This window comes from Pelomicrobium sp. (assembly GCF_036803785.1).
GTDB lineage: Bacteria > Pseudomonadota > Gammaproteobacteria > Burkholderiales > UBA6910 > Pelomicrobium.
This window is the reverse complement of the sequence record NZ_DAIRTR010000010.1, coordinates 12,346-36,469: the sequence shown is the minus strand read 5'-3', so window position 1 is coordinate 36,469 and position 24,124 is coordinate 12,346. Positions and strand designations below refer to the sequence as shown.

25 protein-coding genes and 1 pseudogene are annotated in these 24,124 nt (G+C 65.3%); 14 read left to right on the top strand and 12 right to left on the bottom strand.

Going from position 1 to position 24,124, the window contains the following annotated elements:
• The coding region (locus tag V7Q81_RS02360) for an ion transporter (RefSeq protein WP_333840052.1) at positions 1 to 834 on the bottom strand (834 nt) is incomplete at its 3' end.
• A 5-nt stretch (positions 835 to 839) separates the two neighbouring features.
• Positions 840 to 1,550 (bottom strand): type 1 glutamine amidotransferase, encoded by a 711-nt coding sequence (locus V7Q81_RS02355; RefSeq protein ID WP_333840049.1) that lies wholly within the window; start codon positions 1,548 to 1,550, stop codon positions 840 to 842.
• A 100-nt stretch (positions 1,551 to 1,650) separates the two neighbouring features.
• On the opposite strand from V7Q81_RS02355, the gene V7Q81_RS02350 reads away from it, so the two are divergent.
• Positions 1,651 to 2,220 carry a retropepsin-like aspartic protease family protein gene (locus V7Q81_RS02350; RefSeq protein WP_333840047.1) on the top strand — a complete coding sequence of 190 codons (570 nt, stop codon included), beginning with the start codon at positions 1,651 to 1,653 and terminating at the stop codon, positions 2,218 to 2,220.
• 28 nt (positions 2,221 to 2,248) lie between these two features.
• Here the strand turns inward: V7Q81_RS02350 and V7Q81_RS02345 are convergent, their stop codons facing one another.
• The 5 genes from V7Q81_RS02345 to V7Q81_RS02325 form a co-directional block, all read right to left on the bottom strand.
• On the bottom strand, positions 2,249 to 2,977 hold the full coding sequence (locus V7Q81_RS02345) for a haloacid dehalogenase type II (RefSeq protein ID WP_333840045.1): 729 nt from the start codon (positions 2,975 to 2,977) through the stop codon (positions 2,249 to 2,251).
• Between the two features lie 20 nt (positions 2,978 to 2,997).
• Positions 2,998 to 3,816: a GTP cyclohydrolase FolE2 gene (gene folE2, locus V7Q81_RS02340; RefSeq protein WP_333840043.1), complete on the bottom strand. Its 819-nt coding sequence runs from the start codon at positions 3,814 to 3,816 to the stop codon at positions 2,998 to 3,000.
• 66 nt (positions 3,817 to 3,882) lie between these two features.
• Positions 3,883 to 5,730, bottom strand: coding sequence for a 1-deoxy-D-xylulose-5-phosphate synthase (gene dxs / locus V7Q81_RS02335; protein ID WP_333840040.1), 1,848 nt, complete (start codon positions 5,728 to 5,730; stop codon positions 3,883 to 3,885).
• A 10-nt stretch (positions 5,731 to 5,740) separates the two neighbouring features.
• Positions 5,741 to 6,643, bottom strand: a complete 903-nt coding sequence (locus V7Q81_RS02330) for a polyprenyl synthetase family protein (protein WP_333840037.1) — start codon at positions 6,641 to 6,643, stop codon at positions 5,741 to 5,743.
• Between the two features lie 46 nt (positions 6,644 to 6,689).
• Positions 6,690 to 6,959 (bottom strand): exodeoxyribonuclease VII small subunit, encoded by a 270-nt coding sequence (locus V7Q81_RS02325; protein ID WP_333840035.1) that lies wholly within the window; start codon positions 6,957 to 6,959, stop codon positions 6,690 to 6,692.
• Positions 6,960 to 7,127: 168 nt separating this feature from the next.
• On the opposite strand from V7Q81_RS02325, the gene V7Q81_RS02320 reads away from it, so the two are divergent.
• From V7Q81_RS02320 to V7Q81_RS02295, 6 genes are all read left to right on the top strand, one after another.
• Complete coding sequence (locus V7Q81_RS02320; RefSeq protein ID WP_333840032.1) at positions 7,128 to 8,237, top strand: aromatic ring-hydroxylating oxygenase subunit alpha; 1,110 nt, start codon at positions 7,128 to 7,130, stop codon at positions 8,235 to 8,237.
• Positions 8,238 to 8,302: 65 nt separating this feature from the next.
• Positions 8,303 to 8,698, top strand: a complete 396-nt coding sequence (locus V7Q81_RS02315; RefSeq protein ID WP_333840029.1) for an STAS/SEC14 domain-containing protein — start codon at positions 8,303 to 8,305, stop codon at positions 8,696 to 8,698.
• Positions 8,699 to 8,724: 26 nt separating this feature from the next.
• Positions 8,725 to 9,570, top strand: coding sequence for a sulfurtransferase (locus tag V7Q81_RS02310; RefSeq protein ID WP_333840026.1), 846 nt, complete (start codon positions 8,725 to 8,727; stop codon positions 9,568 to 9,570).
• 18 nt (positions 9,571 to 9,588) lie between these two features.
• A complete protein-coding gene (locus tag V7Q81_RS02305; RefSeq protein WP_333840024.1) occupies positions 9,589 to 9,981 on the top strand; it encodes a DUF2784 domain-containing protein in 393 nt (130 codons plus the stop codon).
• Between the two features lie 25 nt (positions 9,982 to 10,006).
• A complete protein-coding gene (locus V7Q81_RS02300) occupies positions 10,007 to 11,329 on the top strand; it encodes an MFS transporter (protein WP_333840022.1) in 1,323 nt (440 codons plus the stop codon).
• 17 nt (positions 11,330 to 11,346) lie between these two features.
• A complete protein-coding gene (locus V7Q81_RS02295) occupies positions 11,347 to 12,864 on the top strand; it encodes a hypothetical protein (protein ID WP_333840021.1) in 1,518 nt (505 codons plus the stop codon).
• Positions 12,865 to 12,881: 17 nt separating this feature from the next.
• Here V7Q81_RS02295 and V7Q81_RS02290 read toward each other — a convergent pair whose 3' ends face one another.
• Entirely contained in the window at positions 12,882 to 13,571 is a 690-nt protein-coding gene (locus tag V7Q81_RS02290) for an alpha/beta hydrolase (RefSeq protein WP_333840018.1), read from the bottom strand.
• 87 nt (positions 13,572 to 13,658) lie between these two features.
• Between V7Q81_RS02290 and V7Q81_RS02285 the strand changes: the two genes are divergently transcribed.
• Positions 13,659 to 14,774 carry a transglutaminase-like domain-containing protein gene (locus V7Q81_RS02285; protein WP_333840016.1) on the top strand — a complete coding sequence of 372 codons (1,116 nt, stop codon included), beginning with the start codon at positions 13,659 to 13,661 and terminating at the stop codon, positions 14,772 to 14,774.
• A gap of 13 nt (positions 14,775 to 14,787) precedes the next feature.
• Here the strand turns inward: V7Q81_RS02285 and mog are convergent, their stop codons facing one another.
• Positions 14,788 to 15,378, bottom strand: coding sequence for a molybdopterin adenylyltransferase (mog, locus tag V7Q81_RS02280; RefSeq protein ID WP_333840014.1), 591 nt, complete (start codon positions 15,376 to 15,378; stop codon positions 14,788 to 14,790).
• A gap of 24 nt (positions 15,379 to 15,402) precedes the next feature.
• Positions 15,403 to 15,933 (bottom strand): ribosome biogenesis factor YjgA, encoded by a 531-nt coding sequence (gene yjgA, locus V7Q81_RS02275; protein ID WP_333840011.1) that lies wholly within the window; start codon positions 15,931 to 15,933, stop codon positions 15,403 to 15,405.
• Positions 15,934 to 15,993: 60 nt separating this feature from the next.
• Between yjgA and pmbA the strand changes: the two genes are divergently transcribed.
• From pmbA to V7Q81_RS02255, 3 genes and pseudogenes are all read left to right on the top strand, one after another.
• Positions 15,994 to 17,334 carry a metalloprotease PmbA gene (gene pmbA, locus V7Q81_RS02270; protein ID WP_333840009.1) on the top strand — a complete coding sequence of 447 codons (1,341 nt, stop codon included), beginning with the start codon at positions 15,994 to 15,996 and terminating at the stop codon, positions 17,332 to 17,334.
• Positions 17,289 to 17,962 (top strand): annotated as a pseudogene (locus tag V7Q81_RS16065) (arylesterase). The gene pmbA and the pseudogene V7Q81_RS16065 overlap by 46 nt, the downstream one beginning before the upstream one ends.
• A 63-nt stretch (positions 17,963 to 18,025) precedes the next feature.
• Positions 18,026 to 19,114, top strand: a complete 1,089-nt coding sequence (locus V7Q81_RS02255) for a TRAP transporter substrate-binding protein (RefSeq protein ID WP_333840001.1) — start codon at positions 18,026 to 18,028, stop codon at positions 19,112 to 19,114.
• 65 nt (positions 19,115 to 19,179) lie between these two features.
• Here the strand turns inward: V7Q81_RS02255 and V7Q81_RS02250 are convergent, their stop codons facing one another.
• Entirely contained in the window at positions 19,180 to 20,505 is a 1,326-nt protein-coding gene (locus V7Q81_RS02250) for a TRAP transporter large permease (protein WP_333839998.1), read from the bottom strand.
• The gene (locus V7Q81_RS02245; protein WP_333839996.1) at positions 20,505 to 21,074 is read right to left on the bottom strand and encodes a TRAP transporter small permease subunit; all 570 of its coding nucleotides are present in this window, start codon (positions 21,072 to 21,074) and stop codon (positions 20,505 to 20,507) included. Before V7Q81_RS02245 ends, V7Q81_RS02250 begins: the two co-directional genes overlap by 1 nt.
• 101 nt (positions 21,075 to 21,175) lie before the next feature.
• On the opposite strand from V7Q81_RS02245, the gene glyA reads away from it, so the two are divergent.
• The 3 genes from glyA to ribD are packed head-to-tail and all read left to right on the top strand — an operon-like array spanning position 21,176 to position 24,084.
• On the top strand, positions 21,176 to 22,441 hold the full coding sequence (glyA, locus tag V7Q81_RS02240) for a serine hydroxymethyltransferase (protein WP_333839995.1): 1,266 nt from the start codon (positions 21,176 to 21,178) through the stop codon (positions 22,439 to 22,441).
• A 48-nt stretch (positions 22,442 to 22,489) separates the two neighbouring features.
• Entirely contained in the window at positions 22,490 to 22,960 is a 471-nt protein-coding gene (gene nrdR / locus V7Q81_RS02235) for a transcriptional regulator NrdR (protein ID WP_333839993.1), read from the top strand.
• A gap of 5 nt (positions 22,961 to 22,965) precedes the next feature.
• A complete protein-coding gene (gene ribD, locus V7Q81_RS02230) occupies positions 22,966 to 24,084 on the top strand; it encodes a bifunctional diaminohydroxyphosphoribosylaminopyrimidine deaminase/5-amino-6-(5-phosphoribosylamino)uracil reductase RibD (protein ID WP_333839991.1) in 1,119 nt (372 codons plus the stop codon).
• Positions 24,085 to 24,124 lie beyond the last annotated feature (40 nt).

Genomic DNA, 24,124 nt, shown 5'->3' with positions numbered 1-24,124 from the left:
CTGCGCTTCCAGCAAGGCCCGCAAGGTGCGCAGCTCTTTGCGTAGGGATTCGATCTCGGCTCGGGAGGCGCTGACCACTTCTTGCGCCGCGTGTTCCACTGCGGCGGCGGTTTCCCCCTGGATTTCCTTTTCCTGCACCTGGATGGCATTAACGATCACGCCGATGAACAGGTTGAGCATGGTGAAGGTGGCGGTCAGGATGAAGGGAATGAAGAACGCCCAGGCGTAAGGGTATTTCTCCATCACCGGCCGGGCGATGCCCATCGACCAGCTCTCCAAGGTCATTACCTGGAACAGAGTGTACATGGAGCGGCCAACCGAGCCGAACCACTCCGGAAAGGCTTGTCCGAACAGGTTGGTCGCGATCACCGCGAACACGTAGAAGAGGATCAGCAGAATCACGGCAATGGAGCCGATGCCGGGAATGGAGGCAAGGAGCGCGGACACCACCCGCCGCATGGACGGCACGATGGAGAGCAGCCGCAGCGCCCGCAGGATCCTGAGGGCCCGTAGCACCGAGAAGGGGCCGCTCGAAGGAACAAGGGCGATGGCCACCACAGCGAAATCGAACACGCTCCAAGGGTCGCGGAAAAATCCGAGGCCCCGGGCGGTCACGCGCAGGGCAATCTCCACAACAAAAACGGAAAGGATAGCCGTATCCAGCGCCACCAGCAATGGACCGGCAGCGGCCATCAGGACGGGCGAGGTCTCCATCCCTAAGGTCACGGCGTTGACCACGATCAGAGCGGTCACAAACCGCTGTGGCCGGGGTCCTTCGATCCAGTCCCGGAGCCGATCACGCCAGGTGGCGCGGGCGGTGAGTGTGGCCGACATGGCGGTCACCCTTCGAGTTTTCGGATCCAGCGTCCGTAGACGGCGTCGGCGACGCGGTGGAGGGCGCTGACCCGAAAGGTTAGCTCTTGCAGCATGGCCTCCGGCGGCTGTACCCCAGGACTAGCGCGGGAAGCCTCAATTTCGCGCTTCCCCGCCTGGCACCAGGCGCGCACCAATTCCTCGGTCATTTCCACGTGGCACTGTAAAGCGATGCTGTTGCCGAGCACGAAGCCCTGGTTCTGGCATAACGGGCTCGAAAGCACGTGGGTCGCCCCTTGCGGGATGGAGAAGGTCTCCCCGTGCCAGTGAAAGCAGAGGAAGCGCTCCGGCAGCCCAGCGAACCATTCCTCGGCTGTGGCATTGGCAGCACGGGTCACTTCCCCCCAGCCGATTTCCTTTTGCGCGGCCCGGGTGACCTGGCCCCCGAGAGCTTTGGCCATGAGCTGGCCACCCAGGCAATGGCCGAGCACCGGCATGCCGCGCTCCAGCGCGATGCGGATGAGGTCGAGCACGGGTGGAATCCACGGCAGGTCATCGTTTACGCTCATGGGCCCGCCCATGAAGGCGAGACCAGAGAACCCGGAGGGATCTGGGGGAACGGGATCGCGGGCGTCGATGCGAATGAGCCTCCAGGCAATGCCGTGGCGCTCCAGGTATGTGGCAAAATAGCCCGGGCCTTCGGCGGGATGGTGGCGGAAGATGGCGACGGGTTTCATTTTTCGACTCCGGCTCTTGCTCGTGAAGTCGCGGCATTTTAGTCGAATTCTGTGGCTCATCCTATGCACACCCTTCGCTGTTCAGGCAACCGATGTGCAGGTGGTGGGTCTGTCCAAAGGGCAGGCGGTAATCGTGGTAAATGGCGGCAAGCCGCGCTTGGTACGAGAAGGGGAGACGACGCCCGAGGGAGTGAAGCTCCTTTCTGCCGACAGCGCCCAGGCGGTGATCGAAGCGAACGGAGTGCGCCGCACGCTGGGGTTGGGCCAGGCGGTCACCGGCGGGGGTCCCGCCGGTGACCAGGCGAGCGTCACCCTGATCTCCGACAGCCGTGGCCACTTCATCGCCAGCGGGCAGATCAATGGTGCCCCGGTGCAGTTCGTGGTGGATACCGGGGCAACCCTGGTGACCCTTCCCAGCCGGGAGGCGAGGCGCATCGGCCTTTACTATCGAGGAGGAGCGCAGCGCTACGCCTCTACCGCCAACGGGTTGGTGCCGATCTACCTGGTCAAGCTGGACGAAGTGCGCGTGGGAGGGGTCTTGCTGCGCAACGTGGACGCGGCGGTGCAGGAGGGCGATAGCCTGCCGGTCATCTTGTTGGGCATGAGCTTTCTCAACCGGGTGGAGATGCGCCAGGAAGGCAACACCCTTACCTTGAAAAAGCGCTTCTAGCCTGAACGGCTGCCCGCAGCTCCCGCCCTTAGGCCCCTAGCCGCCCCGCCAGTTCCTCCAGGCTGTCCACCACCAGATCGAAAACAGGCTCCGGGGTGAGGTCCTTTTTCTTGGGATCGCCGTATTCCAGGGGCCGCCGAACGAAAGCCGTGGGCATGCCCACGGCATGGGCAGCCCGCAGATCGTCCTGGTGCGCTGCCACCATCATGACCTGGTGGGGCTTCAGGCCCAGCATGTCGATGGCGCCCAGGTAGACCTCCGGGTCGCGCTTGTAACGTCGGAAGATTTCCGCCGAGAAGATGCAGTCCCAGGGCAGCCCGGCACGCTTGGCCATGTCCACCAGCAGCCGCACGTTGCCGTTGGAGAGGGTGGCGACGATATAGCGTTTTTTGAGTCGGCGCAGTCCCTTGACCGCATCCGGCCAAGGATCGAGCCGGTGCCACGCCAGATTGAGCCGGGCTTTCTCCTCCTCGGTGAAGGAGCCGATGCCGAATTCTTGCAGAGTTTCCTCGAGACTCATGCGATGCAGGTCGTCGATCCTGGTCCAAGCCAGCTCCCCGCGTCGCACCCGGTCCATGGAAGGTGCGTATTTGGCGCGCCAGGCGTTGGCGAAGGCACTCCAGTCCACTTTGAGGCCGCGGCCGCGGGCGAGCCGCCGGCCTTCCCGCACTACTCCGCCATGCCAGTCGACGACGGTGCCGAAGACGTCGAAGGTGAGGGCCTCAAGGCGGGCCGGATCGAAAGAAAAAGGGTCCACGTTTTCCGGAGAGCCCGGCTTCAGAGAAGGCCGCCGGAAATTTTCTTATCGCGCTCAATCAGCGCGTAGGCGGAATGGTTGTGGATGGATTCGAAGTTCTCTGATTCCACCACGTAGGCGAGGATGCGCGGATCCTGGTTAAGGATGCCCGCCACGTCGCGCACCATGTCCTCTACGAATTTCGGGTTGTTGTAGGCTTTTTCCGTCACGTACTTCTCGTCGGGGCGCTTGAGCAGGCCGTAGAGTTCGCAGGAGGCCTGATCCTCCACGATGCGCACCAGCTCTTCGATCCACACGAACCCCTTGGTGCGGGCGGTCACGGTCACATGGGAGCGCTGGTTGTGGGCGCCGTAGTCGGAGATTTTCTTCGAGCACGGGCAGAGGCTGGTGACCGGCACCACCACTTTCATGGCGAAGCGATACTCGTCATGGTGGATCTCCCCGGTGAAGGTGACATCGTAGTCCATCAAGCTCTCGACCCCGGAGACGGGAGCGGACTTGTTGATGAAGTAAGGGAAGCTCATCTCGATGTGGCCGGATTCCGCCTCCAGCCGGCGCACCATCCTGCGCAACATGGACTCGAACGATTCCACCGAAATTTCCCGCTCCTGGCCGTGCAGGATCTCGACGAAGCGAGACATGTGGGTGCCCTTGAAGTTGTGGGGCAGGTGCACGTACATGTTGAAGGTGGCCACGGTGTGCTGTACCCCGCCGCTTTTGTCAGCGACCCGCACCGGGTGGCGGATTCCTTTGATGCCCACCCGGTCGATGGCGAGGTGCCGGGAATCCGGGCTGCTCTGGACGTCGGGCATCAACGGGAATTCGGCTTTTCGGTTCATGGAACGGGCTTTCTTACGAGAATGAAATACAAAAACATTATACCGGCCCGACAATTCCCGAGTAAACTACTCGGACAATCGCCGCCGTACGGCGGCCGCGATCCCTTCTCCATCGAGGCCCAGGCCTTTGAGCAGATGAGCGGGGTTGCCGTGATCGATGAAGCGGTCCGGAAGCCCGAGCTGAAGGACAGGGGTAGCCAGTCCATGGCGCGCCAGACACTCTAGCACCGCGCTACCCGCGCCGCCGGCGATGGCGTTTTCCTCCACCGTCACCAGCAGCTCATGGGAGGCGGCCAGCTCCAGGACCAGGGTTTCGTCCAGGGGTTTCACAAAGCGCATGTTGGCCACCGTGGCATCGAGTGCACGGGCCGCCTCCAGGCTAGGCGCCAGCATGGCGCCGAAGGAGAGGAATGCCACCCGTCGGCCCCGGCGCCGCAGCTCCCCCTTGCCGATGGGCAGGGCGCGCATCTCCTTTTCCACCGGCACGCCCGGACCGCTGCCCCGTGGGTAACGCACCGCCGTGGGTGTGTCCATCTGGAACGCGGTATAAAGCATGTGCCGGCACTCGTTTTCGTCGGCGGGCGCCATCACGGTCATATTGGGGATGCAGCGTAGGTAGGTGAGGTCGAAAGCCCCGTTGTGGGTGGCTCCGTCCCCGCCCACGAGCCCGCCTCGGTCGATGGCGAAGACCACTGGCAGGTTCTGGATCGCCACGTCGTGGATCAGCTGATCGTAGGCCCGCTGCAGGAAAGTGGAGTAGATGGCCACCACCGGCTTGAGTCCCTCACAGGCGAGCCCGGCGGCGAAGGTGACGGCGTGCTGCTCGGCGATGCCCACGTCGAAATAGCGCTCCGGAAAGAGCTCGGAAAAGCGCACCAGCCCCGAGCCCTCCCGCATCGCCGGGGTGATGGCCATGAGGCGGGAATCGGCTGCCGCCATGTCGCACAGCCAGTCGCCGAAGACCTGGGTGTAGGTGGGCGATCCCCCGCCTTTGGCCGACTGGATGCCCTGGGCCGGGTCGAACTTGCTCACCCCGTGGTACAGGATGGGATCGTCCTCCGCCAGCTTGTAGCCGGCTCCCTTGCGGGTGACGATGTGCAGGAACTGGGGGCCCTCCAGGCGCTTGATGTTTTCCAGCGTCTCGATCAGGGTGTCCAGGTCGTGGCCGTCGATGGGCCCGATGTAGTTGAAGCCCAGCTCTTCGAACAGGGTACCGGGCATCACCATGCCCTTCACGTGTTCCTCGGCCTTTTTGGCCAATTCCAGCACGGGGGGCAGCTTCTCGAGCATCCTACGTCCCGCCTCTCGAGCCTGGTGGTAGAAGCGGCTCGAGAGCAGGCGTACCAGGTACCGGTTCATGGCGCCCACGTTCTCCGAGATGGACATCTCGTTGTCGTTGAGGATCACCAGGAGATCGGCGTCCATGGCCCCGGCGTTATTGAGCGCTTCGTAGGCCATGCCAGCCGTCATGGCGCCGTCGCCGATCACCGCCACCACGTGACGCTTGACCCCGGCCCGCTGGGCCGCCACCGCCATGCCCAGGGCGGCGCTGATGGAAGTGCTGGAATGGGCGGTGCCGAAGGTGTCGTAGACGCTCTCGCTGCGGCGCGGAAAGCCCGAAGGCCCGCCTTCCATGCGCAGGCGATCCATGAGGCTGCGTCGCCCGGTCAGGATCTTGTGACCGTAGGTCTGGTGGCCCACGTCCCACACCAGGCGGTCGTGGGGTGTGTCGAACACGTAATGCAGGGCGATGGTGAGCTCCACCGTCCCCAGGTTGGAGGAGAGGTGGCCGCCGGTGCGGCTCACGAGCTGGATCAGATACTCCCGCAGCTCGTATGCCAGGACATGGAGATCCTGGCGCGACAGGGCGCGCAGATCCTTCGGATCCTGGATGCTTTTCAGCAATTCGAACATGGGGGAAGGGTCAAAACTCGCGGCCCACGATGTACTCGGCGAGCTCCCGCAGCCGCCGGGCCCGTTCGCCGAAGGGGGCGAGGCTTTCCACCGCTTCCCGCTTCAACTCCTGGGCCATGGCCCGGGCCGCCTCCACCCCCACCGTGGACACGTAAGTGGGTTTGCCCTGGCGTGCGTCCTTGCCGGCGGTCTTGCCCAGGGTGGCGGTGGTGGACTGGGCATCGAGCACGTCGTCGACCACTTGAAAGGCGAGGCCGATGCGCTTGGCGAAGTGGTCCAGCCGGTCCATGTCCTTGGACGCAAGCGCCCGGCCGCAGTTTGCCCCTAGGATCACGGAGGCACGGATCAGCGCGCCGGTCTTGTGGATGTGCATGAATTCCAGCTCCGGAAGCGTCAGGGTCTTGCCGGTGGCTTCCAGGTCGATCGCCTGGCCGCCCGCCATGCCTCGGGAGCCGGCGGCTCGGGCCAGATGCTCCAGCATGCGCAGCTGGGTCTGGGGGGAGTCGGCCACCCGGTACTCGGCCAGCAGCTGGAACGCCAGGCTCTGCAGGCTATCGCCAGCGAGGAGGGCGGTGGCCTCGTCGTATTCCACGTGACAGGTGGGTTTTCCTCGGCGCAGGACATCGTCGTCCATGCAGGGCAGGTCGTCGTGCACCAGCGAATAGACGTGGATCAGCTCCAGGGCGGCTGCGGCGGTGCTCAGTCGCTCCAGCTCGGCGCCGCTCACCTCGCCCGCGGCGTAGCACAGCAGTGGCCGCACCCGCTTGCCGCCTCCCAGAACCGCGTAACGCATCGCCTGGTGCAGCCGCTGGGGCGCCACCTCCGCCGGCGGCAACAGTCGGTTCAAGGCCTCTTCCACCAGGGCTTGGCGGCTGCGCGCCCAGGACTGGAAATCGCTGTTCGTTCCGGGCATGGTCAAAGCTCGAGCTCTTTCGCACCTGCGCGCCAGAGGCAGGCGGTCAGCGGGAATCGTCCACCTGGAAGTCCTGCAGCGTGCCGGCTTCCAGTATGCGCACTTGTTGCTGGGCATCCTTGAGCCGGGCCTGGCAATACTGCAGCAGTTCGGTCCCGCGCTTGTACGCCGCCAAGGACTCTTCCAGGGGCATCTGGCCTTCTTCCATGCGGGCGACGATCGCTTCCAGCTCGGCGAGAGCCGCCTCGAAGCTCGCCGGCACAGTCCCTGGGCTTGCGGGCTCAGGGGTAGCCGGGCGGTCAGCGGGTTGAGCCATCGAAAGGTTCGCGGAAAAAATGATGAACATAGCCTATAGGGAATCGTCCGGTCAACGAAACCCCTGGGGGCCTGAGCGGGCAGGTCCTCAACCGGCCGATGCGCGAGGGACGGGCATTTTGGTTACCATGGCGCTTTTCGAATCTTCTCTTCGGAGGATCCGTTTCCCATGAGCGACATCTCCAATCTGAGCGAGCTCGTCAAGGCGACCCAGCCCTTGCCCATGGCCTGGTACTTCGATCCCAGGGTGTTCGAATTGGAGCGCCGCCTCCTGTTCGACCAGGGGCCTGGATACGTGGGTCACGAACTGATGGTACCCAATCCCGGCGACTATCTCACCCTGGAATGGATGGGCCACGCGAAGATGCTGGTGCGCAACGAGCAGGGCGTGGCGCTCATGTCCAACGTCTGCCGCCATCGACAAGGACTATTGCTGGAAGGGCGGGGCCACGCCCGGCACATCGTCTGTCCCCTGCACCGCTGGACCTATGCCTTGGACGGGACGCTGCTGGGAGCCCCGGAATTCGCTGCCACGCCCTGTGCGTCGCTGCCTAAAACCTCCTTGAGGCGTTGGAACGGGATGCTCTTCGCTGGGCCCCGGGACCCCGCCGAAGATCTCAAGGACTTTAGCGCGGCAGCTGACTATGATTTCAACGGTTACGTCTACGACCGCACCGTGATCGACGAGTGCCCCTTCAACTGGAAGACGTTTCTCGAAATCTACCTCGAGCTCTACCACGTGGAGCCGTTCCATCCGGGTTTGCGGGATTTCGTCGATGCGGGCAACTTTCGCTGGGAGTTCGGAGCGCGCTGGTCGATCCAATACATGGGTGTTAAGAACCAGCTGCAAAAGACCGGCTCGCCCAAGTATGCCCGCTACCGCGACGCGCTGCTGCGCTACACCGGTGGCGAGATGCCCAAGTACGGGACTCTATGGGCCATCTACTATCCCAACGTCATGATGGAGTGGTATCCCCACTGCCTGGTAGTGAGCACGCTGGTCCCGCGCTCGCCCGATCACACCACCAACGTGGTGGAATTCTACTATCCCGAGGACGTGGCCTATTTCGAGACCGAGCTCAAGGAGGCCCACCAGGCCGCCTATCTCGAGTCGGCGGCGGAGGACGCCCAGATCTGCACCCTCCTGCACCGAGGCCGCAAGGCCCTATACGAGCGGGGCGAGGACGATGCCGGGCCATACCAGTCGCCGCTCGAGGATGGCATGATCCACCTGCATGAGTTCCTGCGGCGGGAGCTGGAACCGGCCCTGAAGCGGTAGGCGGAGGAGGTTTGCCGGCACGACAGGTCTTTCAATAAACTTGGCCCGAGACGAGGCAATGCCCCATGATCACCATCGAGCAGTCCGACAGCCTGGTCAACGTGGCGGTGCTGGGTGAGTTCACCCTGGCTGACTTCAAGGAGCTCGAGGAGCACCTGCTCTACGAGATCAAATTCCACGGGCAGGCGAATCTTCTGCTCGACTTGCGGGACATGGTGCGCTATACCCTGGATGTGGCGTGGGAGGAGATTAAGTTTTCTCGGGATCACGCCCGCGATATCGGACGCATTGCCGTCGTGACCTCGAACCAGTGGATTGCCTGGAGCGCGTGGCTGCAACGGCTCTTCGTAGACGCGGACATCCGGGTATTCGATGATTACGAGACAGCCTACGCCTGGGTGACAGAAGACGGCACCGCGGAAGGGGAGGCGCCGGGGCCTGGCGATGGGGCGGCGCGGTAGGAGGCGATCCGCCCGGGAGCGCGCCGATGCCCTACACCACCTTGGTTTCCCCCGAGATTCTGGCCCGCCACCTGGACGATCCCTCCTGGATCGTGTTCGACTGCCGCCACGATCTCCTCGAGCCGGCGGCGGGGGAACGGGCGTACGCCGCCAGCCACCTCCCGAGGGCCATCCATCTGCATCTGGAACGGGATCTTTCGGGCGCGAAGACCGGCCGCAATGGCCGGCATCCGCTGCCGGATCCGCGTGCCTTTGCGCAACGCCTGGGACGCCTGGGGGTGGGCGAAGGCATCCAGGTGGTGGCCTATGACGGTGGCCCTGGGCCCTTCGCCGCCCGGCTATGGTGGCTGTTGCGCTGGATGGGCCACGGGGCGGTGGCGGTGCTGGATGGGGGTTACGCCCGATGGGTGGCCGAGGCGAGGCCCGTCAGCACTGAGTCACGGGCCCGAGTGCCCAAGCGTTTCGTGGAACGCCCGGGCGCGGTAGCGGTCGACGCGGCCTATATCGAAGCCCATCTGGGCGATCCCGCTGTGCGGCTGCTGGATGCCCGCAGCCCGGAGCGCTTCCGTGGCGAAAACGAAACCCTGGATCCGGTGGCCGGCCATATTCCCGGCGCCGTCAACCGCCACTTCATGGAAAACCTCGGTCCGGATGGACGCTTCAAGCCGGCGGAGGTGCTGCGGCAAGCGTTTGTCTCTTTGCTGCGGGGCACCGCCCCGAACGCTGTGGTCCACTGCTGCGGCTCTGGGGTGACCGCCTGCCACAACTTGCTCGCCATGGAAGTGGCTGGGCTCGCCGGCTCCCGGCTCTATCCCGGCTCCTGGAGCGAGTGGTGTACGGATCCTGCCCGGCCAGTAGCCCGCGGCGATTGATCCCGCCATGGGGTGGCCATGGATTGGCTCGCCGACCTCATTCTTGTCCTCCACGCCTTGTTCGTGCTGTTCGTGGTGGGCGGCCTGGCTTTCGTTTGGGTCGGCGCTTGGCGGGGCTGGCCCCTCGCGCGCCACTTCGGCTTCCGGGTCACCCACCTGGGCGCGATCTTGTTCGTGGCCGGCGAGGCACTGGTAGGCGTCATGTGCCCCCTCACCGTGTGGGAGGACGCCCTGCGGGGACGAGAGACGGAGAAGGGCTTCATCGCCCGGATTCTGCACGCGGTGCTCTACTGGGACGCGCCTCCTTGGGTTTTCACCCTGCTCTACGTGGGCTTCGCCCTGGTGGTCCTGGCGACCTTCCTCCTGATTCCTCCGGCCCGCAAACGAAAGGGGGACACCCCTGTGCCATAATGGCGCGGCCGGCCGCTGGCCCCCCATGAACCGCGCCTCCGAATCCGACGCCTCCCCGTCCAGCCTGGCTCTCGCCTGCGGTGTGCGGCCCATCGAGGTCTGGGCCTGGGCCATGTACGACTTCGCCAACTCCGGCTATACCACGGTGGTCATCACTGCCGTGTTCAATGCCTACTTCGTGGCCGTGGTGGCGGAAAACGCGCCCTGGGGCAGCTTTGCCTGGACGGCGAGCCTTGGCATCTCCTATGCCCTCATCATCGTCACGGCGCCCTTGATCGGCGCCCTGGCCGATGCCCGGGCGGTGAAGAAACCCCTTCTGCTGCTCACCACCGTGGGCTGCGTCGCCTTCACGGCGGCCCTGGCCCTGGTGGGCCGGGGCGATCTCGCCCTGGGCGCTGCCCTCATCATCCTGAGCAACTTTTTCTTCGGCAGCGGCGAAAACCTGATCGCCGCCTTCCTCCCCGAGCTGGCCCGGGGCCCGGCCTTGGGTAAGGTGTCCGGCTGGGGCTGGGCCCTGGGTTACCTGGGAGGACTGGTGAGCCTCGGGGCGTGCCTGGGTTATGTGGCCTGGGCGGAGGCGCGGGGCCAGACGGCAGAGCAGTTCGTGCCCATCACCATGGTGATTACCGCGGGCCTGTTCGCCTTGGCGAGTATTCCCACCTTTGCCTTCCTGCGGGAGCGGGCGAAGCCCCAGGCGGCGGGCCCCTTGAGCCTCGCCCGGGATGGCTTTGCCCGGCTCCGGCAAACCCTGGCGCGGGCGAGAGAGTTTCGCGACCTCGGTCGGTTTCTCCTGTGCGTAGTGTTTTATCAGGCGGGCATCCAGACCGTGGTGGCCCTGGCCGCGGTGTATGCCCAGCAGGCCATGGGGTTCGGGACCCAGGAGACCCTGCTTCTGATCCTGGTGGTGAACGTGACCGCCGCAGTGGGCGCCTTCGCCTTCGGCTACCTCCAGGACCGAATCGGCCACAAGGCGGCCGTCAGCCTGATCCTGCTCGGTTGGCTGGCAACCGCGGTGCTCGCCGGGTGGGCCGACACCCGAAGTCTTTTCTGGACCGTGGCGAATCTGGCAGGCCTGTGCCTCGGGAGCGCCCAGTCGGCGGGACGGGCCCTGGTGGGCTACCTCAGCCCGGCCACGCGTCGGGCAGAATTCTTCGGTTTATGGGGACTGGCGGTCAAACTCTCGGCGATTCTCGGTCCCATTACCTACGGGATCATCACCTGGGTCACGGCTGGCGACCATCGGCTCGCCATGCTCTCCATGGGAATTTTTTTTCTCGCGGGCATGGCCGTGCTGGCCGGCGTGGATGTGGAGCGCGGGCGGCGGGCCGCTTTGAGGGAGGCTGTTTAAGGGGAGGGAGGCGAAAAATGCTGGGACGCTTTGGCAGCAAGCCCGATCACCCAATGGCGCAGCTCAAAGAGACGCGGCGCATCCTGGCAGAGCTGGAGTTGCGGGATGCCTTCGGCGCCCTGGAGGACATCAACCACTGGATTCGCTCAGTGGCGGAAACCGAGGGCTTTCGGGCCGGCGAGCGCCTCCAGCGCTATTGCCTCCTGGACGAGGCCGCCCAGCGCCGGGAGCGGCGCCTCACGCGGGATTTCCTCGGGGTGGCGGGCACGGGACCCTTCCAGGAGCACCGTCTGGGAAATCTCCTCGCCGCGTTCTGGTCCACCCTCGCCCAGGCCTATCGTTCAGCCTTGGCCCAGGTCGCTTCCTCGGCTCGGGAGATCTCCAACACGACGCTGCTGCCCCTTGCCGTCGCTCGCGCGTTTCGTGCCTACGGGCAGCAGCTCAAGTGGACCCTCATGCGCTACCACGCCCCTTCCCCCGAAGTGTGGCAGGGGCTCGCGGCGATCTACCGCTTCGGCGAGCGCTGGGAAATTTTGCATACGCCCGTAGAACTCTATTCGGGGGCCCCTCCCGCACCGCCCGTGCAGGAGCTGCTCAAGGCGTTGATGCTCTGGTTGGCGGCCCCTGACGCCCTTTCCCCCGTGAGGCTGGAGATCACCGAGCGGCTGGCGGGCCACCTGGCGGAGCACTTCCGCCTGGCCAGGTACGAGGGGGCCAGCGTGGTCTACTGCTTCGACCTGGCACACCCGGGACCACCGGGGCGAGTAAGCCCCACGGCGCGGGCAAAACCCCATCGGGTGTTCCTGAGCCCCGGGGAAGCCTGGTCCCAGCTCTCTCGCCTCATGGACAAGGTGGCCCGCCGCGGCGTTCCGCCAGAAGTGGACGGCGGGTTGTGCCTCGATCCGTCCCAGGTGATCGATGTCTTACGCCATTTGGAGCGCCACTGGTCACCCCAGCCGCCCCTGCGCCGCGAGGTCCGCCACCCGGCCGCCGTCCCGCTGCGGGTGGTGACCGGGTTCGATCGGATCGTGCAGGCGCTGCACGGGCTCGAAGCGGTCCTTGGTGACAAGCTCCAGCGCTGGATTGCGAACGACATCAGCCGGGGTGGCTTCAGCGCCCGAATATCCCGTCGGGACGGGGAGCGGCTCCAGGTCGGGGCGCTCCTCGCCCATCAGCCGGAAGGAACCGAGCGCTGGGGAGTAGGGGTGGTACGCCGGCTGATCCGGGGAGAGCCGTCCCAGGTAGGGGTAGAAACCCTCGCCCATGGGGTGCGGCTAGTGGGCTTGGAGGTGGAGGGGGGCACGTTCCCGGCGACGCGGGCAGGAAGGGAAGCCCAGCAGGGCATCTTACTGGGAGAGGAGGCGGTTCGGGACGAGATTCGGCTGGTGCTCAAGGGGGGACTGTACGCCCTCGGGCGGCGGTTGCGGATGGACCTGGACGGAGAAGTTCGCCTCCTCGTCCCCATGGCCCTGGAAGCGCAGGGGGACGAGTTCGACCTGGGCCGCTTTCGGGTACAGAAAGGCGACGAGGGTTAAGCTCCAGGAGGGATCCCTCAGTCTGTCCCCATCCTGCGGCGCAGCCAGGCGCCGATGTCGGCGATTTCCTCCATGCAGACGGAATGTTGCATGGGATAGACGCGCCACTCCACCGAATAGCCCATCGCCACGAGCCGCTCCCGGGAGCCTACGGCGAGAGACAAGGGGATCAAAGGGTCGTGGCTCCCGTGGGCCATGAAAATCGGGACCCGGGCATTGGCCGGGCTCGCTTCCACAGGCAGACTCTCTGCCAAGGGCAGATAGGTGGATAGGGCCACGATTCCGCCGAGGCGCAGGCCGTGGCGCAAGCCCGTGTGTAGGGCCATGGCCCCCCCTTGGGAAAAGCCTCCCAGCACGATGTGCGCCGGGTCGATTCCCCGGCTCGCTTCCCGGGCAATCAAGGCATCGATGGCCTGCTGGGAAGCGCGTATCCCTGAAGCATCTTCCCGCTGGGTGAACCCCGGACTCAGCACGTCGTACCAGGCCCGCATGACGTAGCCCCCATTGATGGTCACGGGCCGCAGGGGGGCGTGGGGAAAGATGAAGCGCACGCCAGGTGCGGCCGGTAGCCCCAGCTCGTGCACGATGGGCACGAAGTCATGGCCGTCGGCCCCCAGCCCATGCATCCAAATGACGGCGAAGCGGGGCTGCGGGGCGGTTTCGATCTCGATGGACGCCAGCAGGGGCGCTTCGGTGGCGGAGGTCATGGACGGATCCGTTGGACAGGGAATAAAACTTGCTAAACTTGAACGGGGGTCTCGGTCTGAGGAGGAATGGGCAATAGGGAGGCGCACGTGAATCGCAGAAATTTTATCAGACTCCTCGGCGTTGGTTCCGCGGCGGCCCTGGCATCACCCCGGGCCTGGGCGGCCCTGGACGACCTGGGGGCGTGGAATAGCTACCGGCTGAGCTACCGCATCGAGCTGCCCGAATCGCCGGCGCCCGCCCGGCTGTGGGTTCCGATCCCCCTGCTCGGCGATTCGATCTACCAGCGCAACCAAGGCACGATCTGGTCGGGAAACGCGCAAAAGGTCGACTTCGACCCCTTGAAAGCAACCGCCGTGCCCATGGTCTACGCGGAATGGACCCGGCCGGGTCCCCGCACCTTGGAGGTGAGCACTATCGTGAAGACCCTGGATCGGAAGGTGGATCTGGGCAGGGCCGCAGGCGCCGGGCCGCTTCCTTCCGAGGCACGGGCCTTCCTCACGGGCACCGGTCTCATCCCGGTGGATGAGGTGACCCGCCAGCTCGCGAAAGAGGTCACCCGGGGGGCAGGTGCTCCCCTGGAGCGGGCCCGGGCCATCTACGACTGGGTGGTGGCCAACGCAGCCTACGACCCCCAGGTGCGCGGCTGCGGTACGGGGAATGTGGCCGCCATGCTCAAGGCCGGAAAGCTTGCCGGCGGCTCCGCCGACCTGAGCGCCTTACTGGTGTCCCTCGCCCGCTCGAGCGGCATTCCTGCCCGGCTCGCCTTCGGCATCGCCCTGGACCGTTCCCGGCTTTCCCCTGCCTTGGGGGCCTACGGGGACGTGAGCCAGGGGCAGGAAGTGCGGGCGGAGCTTTACTTGGCAGGGGTGGGCTGGGTGCCCGTGGATCCGGCCAACGTGCTGCGGGCGGCTTTCGAAAGCGGCTTGCCCGCGACCGATCCCCGCCTCATCGACCTCAAGAACCGCTTCTTCGGCAGCTGGGAAATGAACTGGGTGGTGCTCAACTACTGGGAGCGGTTGTCCCTCAAGCCTCAACCGGCGGCCTTGGGACTGCCCTACTTCGCTTATCCCCACGCCGAAATCGCGGCCAAGCCCCGGGACAGCCTGGATCACCGCAACTTCGTCTACACCGTACGCTCCGCCCAGTTGGTGGGCACGGGTGCCCGATTCGATGGCATCCCGGGCGTGATGAAGGTGCGCTGAGGCCGGTCTATCTTCAAGCGGGGGGGCGCTGGGCTGATTTGGGCCGGAACGCCTTGACCACTTGCTCGTGGGTCTCGATGTAAGGCCCACCGATCAAGTCGATGCAGTAGGGCACGGCGGCGAAGATCCCCGGCACGATGACTTCTCCGCCGGGCCCTTTCAATCCTTCCAGCGTCTCCTGGATGGACTTGGGCTGGCCGGGCAGGTTGATGATCAGGCAACTCTTGCGGATCACTGCCACCTGGCGGGAGAGGATCGCAGTCGGCACGAACCTCAAGCTGATCTGGCGCATCTGCTCTCCGAAGCCGGGCATGACCCGATCGGCCACCGCCAGGGTCGCCTCCGGGGTGACGTCCCGGGGCGCGGGCCCCGTGCCGCCGGTGGTAAGGACTAGATGGCAGCCCTGCTCGTCCACCAGTTCCCGTAGCGTCGCTTCGATGACTGGCTGTTCGTCGGGAATAAGGCGGGTTACGGTGCGCCACGGGGGGTTTTTGAGAGCGGCGCGAAACCAAGCCTCCAGGGCCGGGATACCCTGGTCCTGGTACACCCCCCGGGAAGCCCGGTCGCTCACCGACACCAGTCCGATTACCAGTTCTTGCGCCATGGGTTTCTTCTGGGCGTTGAAAGCTCAATCGCTTCGGTCGCCGGCGTGGGGGGCTTTGCCCACTTCGGGTTCGGGAATTAGGCGCTTGAGCTCCTGAAACAGGCCGCGGAACGCCCGGGGGGATTTACCCGCTTGCCGCTCCTGGCGGGCGTTGCGCACCAGGGCGCGCAGCCGGCCTGTGTCGGCGGCGGGGTACATCCGCTTGATTTCCGTAAGGGCCGCGTCCTCGCTTTCGAGGAGTCGGAGCCGCCAGCGCTCCACCGTATGCAGCCAGGCGGTGTGGCGAGCGGAACTTCCCTCCCATACCGCCAGCTGCTCCCGGATCGCCGTGTCGTCCACCGTGCGCATGAGCCGTCCGATGTACTGGATTTGGCGCCGCAGGGCCTCGAACGAGCGAATGCGCTTGGCTTCCTGCACCGCCTCCCGCAGGGTTTCCGGGAGGGCGAGCTGGGCGAGCTGGGCTTCGCTCAGGCGGGTGAGGGTTTCCCCCAGCGCCTGCAACTCGTGCATGCGCTGCTTCATCTTGGTCTTGCTGAGGATCAAATCCTGGTTCATGGGCGCCTGGGCTTCGCTCCAGCCTGATATGATAACGAATTTTCGAAGCGCCCTTGTTCCATGAACGAAAGCGACTTTTCCCACAGCGATGAGCAGTTGCGGGAGATCGCCCGGGACGCCTTGGAGCGCGCGCGCCGTCAGGGCGCGAGCGCATGCGAGGTGGAGGTCTCGGTGGGCTACGGCCAGACCGTGACCGTGCGCATGGGGGATGTAGAGACCCTCGAGTACAGCCGAGACAAGGGGCTTGGCGTCACCGTGTTTCTGGACAAGCGCCGAGGCCATGCCAGCACTTCGGACCTGGACCCCGAGGCGGTGCGCCAGGCGGTGGAGGCGGCCCTCGCCATCGCCCGCCATACCGCCGCCGACGAGTGCGCGGGCCTCGCTGACGAGGATCTCCTGGCCCGGGACATCCCCGATTTGGACTTGTACCATCCCTGGTCTCTGCCTGTGGAGTCGGCCGTCGAGCTCGCCAAGACTTGCGAGGAGGCAGCCTTCGCGGTGGACAAGGAGGTCCGCAACTCGGAAGGGGCCACCGTTTCTGTCCAGGCCTCCCGGTTCGTCTATGCCAACAGCCTGGGTTTCATGGGGGGATACCCGGCCACCCGCCACTCGATCAGTTGCGCGGTCATCGCTGGCCAGGACGAGGCCATGCAAAGGGATTATTGGTACAGCAGCGCCCGCAGTCCCGAGGATCTGGAGCCCGCGGCGGCGGTGGGCCGGCGGGCAGGGGAGCGGGCGGTAGCCCGGCTGGGGGCGCGCCGGCTGCCCACCCGGGAAGCCCCCGTTTTGTTCGAGGCACCGGTCGCTGCAAGCCTCCTTTCCCATTTCGTGGCGGCGGCGAGCGGGGGTAATCTTTACCGCCGGGCCTCCTTCCTGCTGGATCGCCTGGGGGAGCCGGTGTTTGCGCCCCTCGTCCAGATCGACGAGCGACCGCACTTGAAGCGAGGGCTAGCGAGCGCCCCCTTCGACGAAGAGGGCGTGGCGACCCGGGACCGAAACGTGGTGAAGGACGGGGTGTTGCAAGGTTACTTTCTCGGCAGCTACTCGGCCCGCAAGCTGGGGCTACGCTCCACCGGCAACGCGGGGGGCAACCACAACCTCCTGCTCGCAGGCGGGCCCCTCGACTTCGCCGGACTGCTCAAGGCCCTGGGCACGGGGCTCGTGGTGACCGAGCTCCTGGGTCATGGAGTCAACCTGGTCACCGGCGACTACTCCCGGGGGGCGGCGGGCTATTGGGTCGAGGGGGGAGAGATCGCCTATCCGGTGCAGGAGATCACCATCGCCGGCAATCTGATCGACATGTTCCGCACCATCGCCGCAGTGGGTAACGACGTGGTGGTGCGCGGCTCCAAGCAATGCGGCTCCATCCTCATCGAGCACATGACCGTGGCCGGCGAGTGAGCCGGGTGCACGGCGGTCGCGGTGCGGGCGCGTTCTTCACCCTGGGATTGGTGTTCATCGTCCTTGCGGCCTGTGACAGGCCGCCTCCCCGGCTTGCGCCCCTGGCGCCCGCGGACGTGGTCCTCGCTTTCGGCGACAGCCTCACCTTCGGCTCTGGCGCCCCGGAGGATCGGAGCTATCCGGCTGTGCTGAGCCGCCTGATCGGGCGGGAAGTGGTGAGCGCCGGCGTGCCGGGGGAGACCACGGCCCGTGCCCTGGCGCGGCTTCCCGCGGTGCTGGAGACGGTGAAACCCCGGCTGGTGCTGCTGTGCCTGGGGGCAATGACATGCTGCGCCAGGTGGGAGAAGAGGAGATCGCGGACAACCTGAGGGCCATGGTGCGGCTGATCCGCAGCCGGGGCGCCGACGTGGTGCTGATCGCGGTGCCGCGCCCGGCGCTCCTGGCCGACCCGCCTCCTTTCTATCGGGACATTGCCCGGGAGTTCGGCATCCCCTTGGAAGAAGAGGTGGTGAAGGACGTGCTTTACTCCCCGGGGCTTAAGTCCGATGCCCTCCATCCCAATGAAGAAGGCTACCGCCGCATGGCAGAGACCCTTGCCGCCTTGCTCAAGGAGGCAGGCGCCCTGTGAGCCGGGCGGCAGAACACCGCCCGGGGCAGATCGAGGGGCGAGAACGCCCACAAGGAGGACACGATGAAACGACGCTCATTCATGAAACACGCAGGTCTCAGCCTCGCCGCAGCGGGGGCGCTTGCCGCGCCGGCGATCGTCCGGGCCCAGTCCGCAGTACGCTGGCGCCTCGCTTCCAGCTTTCCCAAGAGCCTGGATACCTTGTTCGGCACCACCGAAGCGTTCTGCAAGCGGGTGGCGGTGCTCACCGGCGGCAAGTTCCAGATCCGGCCCTTCGCCGGGGGCGAGATCGTGCCGGGCTTGCAGGTGCTCGATGCGGTCCAGCAGGGTACCGTCGAATGCGGCCACTCGGCAAGCTACTACTACGTGGGCAAGAACAAGGCCTTCGCCTTCGACACCTGCCTACCCTTCGGATTGAGCGCTCGGCAGCAGAACGCCTGGATGTACCGGGGCGGCGGACTCGCCGCGCTGCGGGAGCTCTTCCGCGACTACGGCATCGTCAACTTTCCGGGCGGCAGCACCGGTGCCCAGATGGCGGGCTGGTTTCGCCGGGAGGTAAAGTCCCTCGCCGACCTAAAGGGCTTGAAGATGCGCATCCCGGGCATCGGCGGCGAAATCATGGCGCGGCTGGGGGTGGTGCCCCAGACCCTGGCGGGGGCCGATGTCTACCCGGCCCTGGAGCGGGGCACCATCGACGCCACGGAATGGGTCGGTCCTTACGACGACGAAAAGCTCGGCTTCTACAAAGTGGCTAAGTTTTACTACTATCCCGGATGGTGGGAGCCGGGAGCCCAGGTCTCCTTCTATGTGAACCTCAAGGAATGGGAAAAGCTACCCAAGGACTATCAACAGGCCTTCGAGACGGCGGCTGCGGAAGCCCACTTGCACATGCTCGCCGAATACGATGCGAAAAATCCGCCGGCCCTGCGGCGGCTCATCAAACAGGGAGTGCAGCTGCGCGCTTTTCCCGAGGACGTGATGAAGGCGGCTTTGAAGAGTGCTTTCGAGCTCTACGAAGAAGAGGCGGCCAGGAATCCCATCTTCGCCAAAATCTACGCCCAGTGGAAAGCGTTCCGCGAGGAGCAGTACCAGTGGTTCACCGTGGCGGAGCTTTCCTACGCGAGCTTCGCTTTTCCCCAGAAGACGCCGTAGAACGGGCGAATGAGAACGACCGCGAGTTTCTTCTTCTCCTCTGAACCGCCGGTCGTTGAGGAAGCCTAACGCCCCGCCGGGCCAAGCACGAGCCCCGGGAATGCGATCACTAAGCCCACCATGACGAGTTGAATGAGGACGAAGGGGATTGCACCCCAATAAATGTCGGTCGTTCTCACCTCCTTGGGCGCGACGCTGCGCAGGTAAAACAGGGCAAAGCCAAAGGGCGGGTGCATGAAAGAAGTCTGCATGTTGACCGACAGCAGCACGCCGAACCAGACCAGATCGATTCCCAGCTTCTCCGCTACTGGTGCGAGGAGGGGCACCAGGATGAAGGCGATCTCGAAGAAATCGAGGAAGAACGCCAGCAGAAAAACGATCGCGTTGACCACCACTAGGAAGCCCACTACGCCGCCGGGAAGGTCTCCCAGGAGACTCTCGACCCACAAGTCTCCGTCTACGCCCCGGAAGACCAGGCTGAACACGGTGGAGCCGATGAGGATGAAGATCACGAAGCTGGTAAGTCGGGCGGTGGCGTCCATCGCCTGCTTGAGCAGGGGCAGGGTGAGCCTCCCCTTGGCGAGGGAGAGGGCGAGGGCACCCACGGCTCCCATGGCGCCACCCTCGGTGGGGGTGGCCACGCCGAGGAAGATGGTGCCGAGCACGAGGAAAATGAGGATGAGGGGAGGTACCAGAGAGACCAGCACCCGCCGGGCGAGAATCGATCCAGAGCTCGTGCGGGCGTTCGCCGGCAGGGCCGGTGCGGCCCGGGGTCTGAAGAGGGTGACTAGCAGCACGTAGACGAGGTATAGGCCCGCCAGCGCGAGCCCTGGGAGCAGCGCCCCCTCGTACATATCCCCCACCGATACGCCGAGCTGGTCGGCCATGACGATGAGGACGATGGAGGGGGGGATGATCTGGGCCAGAGTGCCGGAGGCGGCGATGACGCCCGAGGCGAGGGCGGGAGAGTAGCCGTAGCGCAGCATCACCGGTAGGGAAATGAGCCCCATGGCGATCACCGAAGCCGCCACCACGCCAGTGGTGGCGGCAAGCAATGCCCCCACGAGGACCACCGCATAGGCGAGACCGCCCCTCAGCCGGCCGAAGAGCTGTCCCAGGGTGTCCAGCAGATCCTCGGCCATGCCGCTGCGTTCCAGGATCAGGCCCATGAAGGTGAAGAAGGGAATCGCCAACAGGGTCTGGTTGGACATGATGCCGAAGATGCGCTCGGGCAGCGCCTGTAGCAGGTCGGGCTTGAAAAAGCCGAGCTCGGTCCCGATCAGGGCGAACAGCAGCCCGTTGGCCGCCAGGGCGAAGGCCACCGGATAGCCGGTGAGGAGCAATATCACGAGCCCGCCGAACATGAGCGGGGCCATGAGCTCGAAAGGCATCAGACGGCCTCCTCGGGCGGCCGCTTGGCTCCATCGGCCTCAGGGCAGGCCGCGCGCGGATCGGAGATGTTTCCCCGCAGGTAGGCGAGGCGCTTGATGATTTCGGCCACGCCTTGCAGCGCGAGCAAGGCGAAGCCCACCGGGATCGCCAGCTTGATGGGCCAGCGCGGCAGCCCGCCCGCATCGGGCGACATTTCCCGAATCTGGAACGACAGAGCAAAGGAGTGCCAGGAAAGCCCCAGGATGATCAGCGCCATGGGCAGGAGCATGAGAAGTCCTCCGGCGAGGTCGATCCAGGCCTGGGCGCGGGGGGAGAGCCGCGCAAACAGGACGTCGATGCGCACATGGCCGTCGTGCTTCAGCGTGTAGCCGGCGGCGAGCAGGAAGATCAGGGCGTACAGGTACCACTGGAGCTCGAGCGCGGCGTTGGAGCTTGCGTGAAATGCGTAGCGGGCGAAGGCGGTGGCGGCGCTCAGCAAGGCGGTGGCGAGTACCAGCCAGCGAACCGCCCGGCCGACCCGCTCGTTCAGTGCGTCGATCAGCCGCGCGAGGCTCAGCCAGGCTTCCATCAGGCGGTTTCTCCTTTCGCAGATCGGAAAAAGATAGGTCGCGGATTTTGACCGCAGGCCGAATGGTAAACTATTCGCTTTTTCAGCGGCTGAACAGGGCCATGTGGGTTTCTCAACAGCAGAGTCTGGAAGAATTCGACCCAGAGCTCGCCCGGGCCATCGCGGCGGAAGAAGGGCGGCAGGAAAGCCATATCGAGCTGATCGCCTCGGAGAACTACGCGAGTCCCCGTGTGCTGGCCGTCCAGGGGTCGGTGCTCACCAATAAATACGCGGAAGGCTATCCCGGCAAGCGCTACTATGGCGGCTGCGAGTTTGCGGACGTGATCGAAACGCTTGCCATCGAGCGCGCCAAGGCCTTGTTTCATGCCAGCTATGCCAACGTGCAGCCCCACTCGGGCTCCCAAGCCAACGCCGCCGTGTATCTCGCCATGCTCAAGCCGGGGGACGTCATCCTCGGCATGTCCCTCGCCCATGGCGGGCACCTGAGCCACGGCGCGGAAGTCAATTTCAGTGGCCGCACCTTTCGGGCGGTGACCTACGGCCTTCACCCGGACACCGAGGAGATCGACTATGACGAAGTGGAGCGCCTGGCCGAAGTCCATCGCCCGCGAATGATCATCGCTGGGGCTTCAGCGTATTCCAGGATCATCGATTGGAGGCGCTTCCGCCAGATTGCCGATCGGGTGGATGCCTACTTTCTGGCCGACATCGCCCACTACGCGGGGCTCATCGCCGCGGGCTTCTATCCGAGTCCCGTGGGTATCGCCCACTTCGTGACCAGTACCACCCACAAGACCTTGCGCGGCCCCCGGGGCGGGCTCATTCTGGCCCAGGCGGAGTTCGCCAAGGTCCTCAACGCGGCCATCTTCCCTGGCATTCAGGGAGGGCCGCTGATGCACGTGGTCGCCGCCAAGGCAGTAGCGTTCAAAGAGGCGGCCACCAAGGAGTTTAGGCTGTACCAGGAGCAGGTGATCGACAACGCCCGGGTGATGGCCAAGGTGCTCCAGGAGCGAGGATTTCGCATCGTCTCGGGGCGCACCGACTGCCACCTCTTCCTGGTGGACCTGCGCCCCAAGGGCGTGACCGGCAAGCAGGCCGAGGAAGTCCTAGAGCGGGTCGGTATCACGGTCAACAAAAACGCCATTCCCAACGACCCGGAGCGGCCCTTCGTCACGAGCGGCATCCGCATCGGCACGCCAGCGGTCACCACTCGGGGATTCGAGGAACTCGAATGTGAAGCTCTCGCCAACCTGATCGCCGATGTGCTGGAGGCGCCCGAGAGCGAAGGAGTCATCGCGCGGGTGGGGAAAGAAGTTCTACGGCTGTGCGAACGCTTTCCCGTCTACGGGCGGAGACGTGAGACATAGGAGCTTCGCCCGCGAACTCCTGGGGACAATAGCCGATCCGTTCCTGCCATGAGATGTCCTTTTTGCGGGGGTCCCGACACCCAGGTCGTGGATTCGCGCATGATCGAGGATGGCTACAGCATCCGCCGCCGGCGCCGCTGCCTCGGCTGCGACAAGCGCTTTACTACCTATGAGACGGTGGAGCTGCGCATGCCCACCGTGGTGAAGTCGGACGGCAATCGGGCGGAATTCAGCATGGAGAAGCTGCGCACGGGCTTCATGCGAGCGCTGCACAAGCGTCCGGTGCCGGCAGAGAAGGTGGAAGCCGCGATCAAGAATGTGGTACAGCGGGTCCTCTCGCTGGGCGTGCGGGAAATTCGTTCCCGGCAGATCGGAGAGATGGTGATGGAGGAGCTCTATAAGCTGGACAAGGTGGCTTACATCCGTTTTGCCTCCGTCTATCGTAGCTTCAAGGACGTGGACGATTTCCAGCATGTGATCGCGGAAGTGCGGCGCCCGCGAATCAAGCGCGGGGCGTGACGGCCATGGCTTGCGCCGACGACCACGGCTTCATGACCGAAGCCTTGCGCCTGGCTGAGCGAGGCCTTTACACCACCACGCCCAATCCGCGGGTGGGGTGTTTGATTGTAAAGGACGGAAAAATCGTCGGCCGAGGTTTTCACGCCCGCGCCGGCGAGCCCCACGCCGAGGCTGTCGCGCTGCGGGAGGCCGCAGAACGCGCCTGCGGCGCGACCGTGTACGTAACTCTGGAGCCCTGCAGCCATTACGGACGTACGCCTCCCTGCGCCGATGCCCTGGTGGCGGCCGGAGTGAGGCGCGTGGTGGTCGCCATGGAGGATCCCAACCCTCGGGTGAGGGGGCGGGGCATGGAACGGCTGCGGCAGGCAGGCATCGCCGTGGAATGCGGCGTGCTGGAAGAGGAGGCGCGAGCGCTCAATATCGGGTTCGTGTCCCGCATGACCCGAGGCCGGCCTTGGGTGCGGATGAAAATCGCGGCGAGTCTGGACGGCAGGACGGCCCTTCCCGACGGCAGGAGCCAGTGGATCACGGGAGAAGCGGCGCGGCGCGACGCTCACCACTGGCGAGCCCGCTCCTGCGCCGTCCTGACCGGCATCGGTACCGTGCGGGAAGACGATCCCCGGCTTACCGTGCGCTACGTCGAGACGCCCCGCCAGCCCTTACGGGTCGTGGTGGACAGCCGTCTAGAGACCCCAGAGAGCGCCCGCGTCCTGGCAGGGGCTCCCGTGCTGATCGCCTATGCCCGGGACGACCAGGACGCGGCGAAACGGCTGCAGGACCGGGGCGCTGAGGTCCTGTGCGTGCCGAATCCTTCGGGGAAAGTGGATCTACCGACCCTCTTTCGGCTCCTGGGCGAGCGGGGAATCAACGAAGTGCTGGTGGAGGCGGGAACGAGGCTCAACGGCTCCCTCCTGAAGGAAGCCCTGGTAGACGAGCTCCTGGTTTACCTTGCCCCATGCCTGCTCGGGGATGCCGCTCGGGGGATGGCAAGCCTTGCCGTCCCCGATGATCTCTCCGCGCGCCTTGCGCTGCGGCTGCGGGACGTGCGGCTGGTGGGTGGGGATCTGCGGATCCTGGCCGAGGTGGTTCAGGAGAAAATTGGTCCGACGCCGGGCAGGGAATAAAATGACAAATCTTGTTCTTTCGCGTCAGGCTTCCTCATGT

Coding starts and splice junctions, on each gene's coding strand:
- V7Q81_RS02355 (WP_333840049.1), bottom strand. CDS start 1,550: ATGAAACCCGTCGCCATCTTCCGCCACCATCCCGCCGAAGGCCCGGGC.
- folE2 (WP_333840043.1), bottom strand. CDS start 3,816: ATGAACCGAAAAGCCGAATTCCCGTTGATGCCCGACGTCCAGAGCAGC.
- dxs (WP_333840040.1), bottom strand. CDS start 5,730: ATGTTCGAATTGCTGAAAAGCATCCAGGATCCGAAGGATCTGCGCGCC.
- V7Q81_RS02330 (WP_333840037.1), bottom strand. CDS start 6,643: ATGCCCGGAACGAACAGCGATTTCCAGTCCTGGGCGCGCAGCCGCCAA.
- V7Q81_RS02325 (WP_333840035.1), bottom strand. CDS start 6,959: ATGGCTCAACCCGCTGACCGCCCGGCTACCCCTGAGCCCGCAAGCCCA.
- V7Q81_RS02320 (WP_333840032.1), top strand. CDS start 7,128: ATGAGCGACATCTCCAATCTGAGCGAGCTCGTCAAGGCGACCCAGCCC.
- V7Q81_RS02315 (WP_333840029.1), top strand. CDS start 8,303: ATGATCACCATCGAGCAGTCCGACAGCCTGGTCAACGTGGCGGTGCTG.
- V7Q81_RS02310 (WP_333840026.1), top strand. CDS start 8,725: ATGCCCTACACCACCTTGGTTTCCCCCGAGATTCTGGCCCGCCACCTG.
- V7Q81_RS02305 (WP_333840024.1), top strand. CDS start 9,589: ATGGATTGGCTCGCCGACCTCATTCTTGTCCTCCACGCCTTGTTCGTG.
- V7Q81_RS02300 (WP_333840022.1), top strand. CDS start 10,007: ATGAACCGCGCCTCCGAATCCGACGCCTCCCCGTCCAGCCTGGCTCTC.
- V7Q81_RS02295 (WP_333840021.1), top strand. CDS start 11,347: ATGCTGGGACGCTTTGGCAGCAAGCCCGATCACCCAATGGCGCAGCTC.
- V7Q81_RS02290 (WP_333840018.1), bottom strand. CDS start 13,571: ATGACCTCCGCCACCGAAGCGCCCCTGCTGGCGTCCATCGAGATCGAA.
- mog (WP_333840014.1), bottom strand. CDS start 15,378: ATGGCGCAAGAACTGGTAATCGGACTGGTGTCGGTGAGCGACCGGGCT.
- yjgA (WP_333840011.1), bottom strand. CDS start 15,933: ATGAACCAGGATTTGATCCTCAGCAAGACCAAGATGAAGCAGCGCATG.
- pmbA (WP_333840009.1), top strand. CDS start 15,994: ATGAACGAAAGCGACTTTTCCCACAGCGATGAGCAGTTGCGGGAGATC.
- V7Q81_RS02255 (WP_333840001.1), top strand. CDS start 18,026: ATGAAACGACGCTCATTCATGAAACACGCAGGTCTCAGCCTCGCCGCA.
- V7Q81_RS02250 (WP_333839998.1), bottom strand. CDS start 20,505: ATGCCTTTCGAGCTCATGGCCCCGCTCATGTTCGGCGGGCTCGTGATA.
- V7Q81_RS02245 (WP_333839996.1), bottom strand. CDS start 21,074: ATGGAAGCCTGGCTGAGCCTCGCGCGGCTGATCGACGCACTGAACGAG.
- glyA (WP_333839995.1), top strand. CDS start 21,176: ATGTGGGTTTCTCAACAGCAGAGTCTGGAAGAATTCGACCCAGAGCTC.
- nrdR (WP_333839993.1), top strand. CDS start 22,490: ATGAGATGTCCTTTTTGCGGGGGTCCCGACACCCAGGTCGTGGATTCG.
- ribD (WP_333839991.1), top strand. CDS start 22,966: ATGGCTTGCGCCGACGACCACGGCTTCATGACCGAAGCCTTGCGCCTG.